Here is a 4,259-nt window from a genome sequence, read left to right as displayed (position 1 = left end):
TTTTTGTTCTAGGGACGGATTGAGTTTCCACTTGTCAGTTCTGATAACTTTGGTCGGCGTTTTCACTGGTCTAATAAAATATTGCTAGTTAATATTTTAGCCTACAAAAATGTAGACGACAATAGATTGATTGATGTTCTAGGTTTTTGGCTATTGTTCTTAGCGTGGACTAACCCCCACCTGAACGAGGTGGGGGAATGCGTCTCACGTCCTGTTCAATTTGGTGAGGTACAGAGTACCTGGTTTTAGGGAACAGGGAACAGGGAACAGGGAACAGGGAACAGGGAACAGGGAACAGGGAACAGGGAAAAAATCCTGTGTTCCTCATTAGGATGGAAATTGCTATCATAATCAGGAATAGCAGTGGGCAGTCGTAAGCTATAGCGCGTGTCGCGTATCAGCTAATGCGCTACGGGCAGGCTACGCGAACAGTAGCGTGGCCAAAAGCCAAGGGCTGACGGCTGACGGCTGACGGCTGACCACTGACGGCTGATGGCTGACGGCTGAATGCTTACTGGGAGTCTATGCGCGAAGATTTTGGTTTGTCTCCAGTATTACGAACGTTGACTAACTTATTTAGTACTTCAAACCAAAAGGGGGCTCCCATACAGATTGCGATCGCACTCAAAATAATCCCTAAAACAAATTTGAAGTAAACCCAAGTCAAACCCAGCTCTCTGGGAAGGTGATTGGGTTCTTCAAACTGCTCTACAAGATTAGTTTCTCCCCAGCCAATGGGAAGGAAGGCTAGGTCATCTACAGCTGAGGTTATACTATCATAACAGTCATTATTGTTTGATTCTTGCTGTAAACAGGCACTAGTTTCATTAACAATCCTATTAGTGACTTGATTGGCAGCAGCTCTTACACTGTGGTTTTTATAGAATTGATTGCTGATATTGATGGTATCGATATTCAAGGCTAGGGAAATCACTAATCCAATTAAAAAAGATATGGCTTTAGACTGACGCTTGTATACCCCGGCAGCTCGTGCCATGGATTCGTCAAACCATGTCGCCAGTTCTTCCTGGAGTTTTTTTAGGTCTTTGTTCCGGTCAGAGTATTCAAATTTCGCTTTATCAATCAGGGTTAAAAGAGTTATCTTTAAGTCTTCAGGAAGTAAATTTTTGATCTTATCTTCTTCAAGGGCTGTTTTAAAATTGTCCAGAGTAATCTCGGCATTATTTTTGAAGGTTGATGCCTGCTGAACAATGATCATGATTAAAGCGGTGGCAAAGGTATCTGATGGAATATAGGAAGGTCCACTAACCGTTGAGTTAGAGTTTGACTTTAATTCATTTTTGTTATCTAGGTCTTTGGCTTCGTGATTAACTGATTTAAGCAAGGGATTTTGATAGAGTTTCTTTAAAAGCCGTTTGGTCTTTTTTAAATTGTTAATCTGATCAACGGTTACGTTAACTGATTCTCCATCTGACTCATCGACCACATCTTTCAGGGTTATATTTCGTAACTGAATCCCACCATTAATTAAATTTTCGATAGCCCTCTGTAAGTGTTTAGCTCGCCATTGTAAAACGCTAGCGAGATATTCTTGGATTTCAGAGGCTAACAGACTGGTGATCAGGTAGACAAAAAATAAGCCAAGGGCAACGTTTAAAATAGCAGATAAGTCCATGAGTAACCAGCAGTCTTGTCAAAAAGAGCAGCAAAGGGAACAGGAACCCACCCCTAACCCCTCCCAGGAGGGGAACAGGGAGTAGGGAGTAGGGAACAGGGGAAAAAAATTATCACAATTCCTACACTGATCGCTATATCTTATCGTGAACTGTGTCCTAAATCCTAGCCTGAAAATCCTAGGCAAGTTATGGTCTGTTTACTCTTTAAACCTCTACCTCTAGCCTTCTGACTAAGAACGCCCACTTATCAGCAATCTCCTCAATTATCTTACTGGTGGGCTTGCCTGCACCATGCCCTGCTTTGGTCTCAATCCGAATTAACACTGGTTGTTCCCCTTCATGGGCCTCCTGCAAGGCTGCGGCAAATTTGAAACTATGGGCAGGGACAACCCGGTCATCATGGTCAGCGGTGGTAATCAGGGTAGGGGGATAAGCGGTTCCTGGTTTGAGATTGTGTAATGGGGAATAGGCGTAAAGGGCTTTAAATTCTTCTGGGTTATCTGGGGAACCGTAGTCGGAACACCAGGCCCAACCAATAGTAAACTTATGGAAGCGCAACATATCCAGTACTCCCACTGCTGGTAGGGCTGCACCGAATAAGTCTGGACGCTGAGTCATGCAAGCACCGACCAATAATCCCCCATTGCTACCGCCTGCGATCGCAACTTTCTTGGGTGAAGTGTACTGAGCACCAATTAGCCACTCCGCCGCCCCTATGAAATCATCAAATACATTTTGCTTGTTGAGTTTTGTGCCAGATTGGTGCCAATCTTCCCCATATTCACCACCACCACGGAGATTGGCAACAGCATAAACACCTCCCATTTCCATCCATACCAGATTGCTAATGGAGAAATTGGGGGTTATCGAGATATTAAAGCCGCCGTAGCCATAGAGGTAAGTGGGGTTATTGCTATCTAAGGGCAATCCCTTCTTGTGGGTGATAAACATAGGCACTTGGGTGCCATCTTTGCTAGGGTAGAAAACTTGTTTGGTCTCGTAGTCATCGGGATTAAAGTCTACCTGGGGCTGCCGAAAAATGGTACTTTCCCCACTTACCATGTCGTAGCGATAGATGGTTGCAGGGGTGGTGAAGCTGGTATAGCTGTAGAAGGTTTCAGTATCATAACGTAACCCATTGAAACCACCAACGGAACCAATACCTGGTAATTCGACTTCCCGTACAAAGGAACCATCCAGGTCAAAAATTTTGATGGATGAGTGAGCATCTTTGAGGTAATCGGCCACAAATTGGTTGTTGAGTAAGCCAACACCTTCTAGGGTTTCATCGGCTTGGGGAATTACTTCTTGCCACTGTGCCTGAGCAGGATGATTAGTATCAATGGCAATCACTCGACTACGAGGGGCATCTAAGTCTGTGCGGAACCAAAATACTGATTGATCATTGCCGATGAAGCTATAGCTGGCATCAAATTCGTTAATGAGTTCCACAACCGGGGAATCTGGGTCTTGCAAATTTTTATAAAACACCAGATTCTTTGGGTCAGTACCGAGGAAGACTGTAATGATCAGATAATTACCATCTTCAGTGACTTGACCACTGAAACCCCATTCTTTCTGGTCAGGGCGCTCATAAATCAGACTATCCTCTGACTGGGGTGTTCCCAGCTTATGGTAATAGAGCTTTTGATAATAATTGAGGTCTTCTAACTTAGTGGCTTCATTGGGTTCATCGAAGCGGCTATAGAAGAAACCTTGATTGTCGTCAGTCCAAGATGCCCCAGAAAACTTCACCCACTTAATCTGATCCGAGAGGTCAAGACCGGTTTCCACCTCCCGCACTTGCCACTCTTGCCAGTCAGAACCAGACCTAGACAGACCATAGGCCAGCAGCTTGCCATCTTTACTAAAGGCTAAACCTGATAGGGCAACGGTACCATCTTCTGAAAGGCTGTTGGGGTCAAGTAATAGGGTTGGTTCAGCATCGAGGGAGGTCAAGGTGTAGAGAACACTTTGGTTCTGGAGACCATCGTTTTTGAAATAAAAGTAGCGATCGCCTTTTTTAAAGGGAGTGCTATATTTCTCGTAATTCCATAGCTTGGTGATGCGCTGCTTAAGTGTTTCCCGTGTTGGTATTTCGCTGAGATAACCAAAGGTGACTTGATTCTGTGCTTCTACCCAAGCCTTTGTTTCCTCTGAATCTGGGTCTTCTAGCCAGCGGTAAGGGTCAGCAACTAGAGTACCGTGGTAATCATCGACTTGGTCGGCTTTGCGGCTTTTGGGATAGTTCAGGGGTTGACTGGTAGATGGCATGGTCGCAGATGGGAAAGCAGCGTTTCTAGTTTAACGTTTCTATTCTTTGGGTCGAGGTTGGAGGACATGGGCAGCTATGGAGCTGATCGCCAATTGATCTAAACTCTTGGTAAGCATTCAGCCGTCAGCCGTCAGCCTTAAGCCTTCAGCTTTTAGCTCACACTACTTGAGGTGATGAAGTACTAGGTAATTTTAATAATGATCAAACTTAAATATCAAATGGGTGCGGCTCTTTTAAAAGTACGGTAGACTAGATCTCAGTAAAACTGACAAATTAGTCAGAGTAATAGTTTGAGTCAATACCTCCTGGTGGGTGACCAGCTGAAAAAGTCAGCAGTAGTTCAGGAA

The 4,259-nt window shown here is 44.4% G+C and carries 2 protein-coding genes; both read right to left on the bottom strand.

Features of this window, described 5'->3' with window-relative positions:
- Positions 1-511: 511 nt before the first annotated feature.
- Positions 512-1,636 carry a hypothetical protein gene (locus F6K37_RS33300; RefSeq protein WP_287254954.1) on the bottom strand — a complete coding sequence of 375 codons (1,125 nt, stop codon included), beginning with the start codon at positions 1,634-1,636 and terminating at the stop codon, positions 512-514.
- A gap of 205 nt (positions 1,637-1,841) precedes the next feature.
- Complete coding sequence (locus F6K37_RS33295) at positions 1,842-3,911, bottom strand: prolyl oligopeptidase family serine peptidase (RefSeq protein ID WP_287254951.1); 2,070 nt, start codon at positions 3,909-3,911, stop codon at positions 1,842-1,844.
- Between the last annotated feature and the right edge of the window lie 348 nt (positions 3,912-4,259).

It is taken from the genome of Moorena sp. SIO4E2, assembly GCF_010671945.1.
Lineage (GTDB): Bacteria > Cyanobacteriota > Cyanobacteriia > Cyanobacteriales > Coleofasciculaceae > Moorena > Moorena producens.
This window is presented reverse-complemented; position numbering and strand designations above follow the sequence as displayed.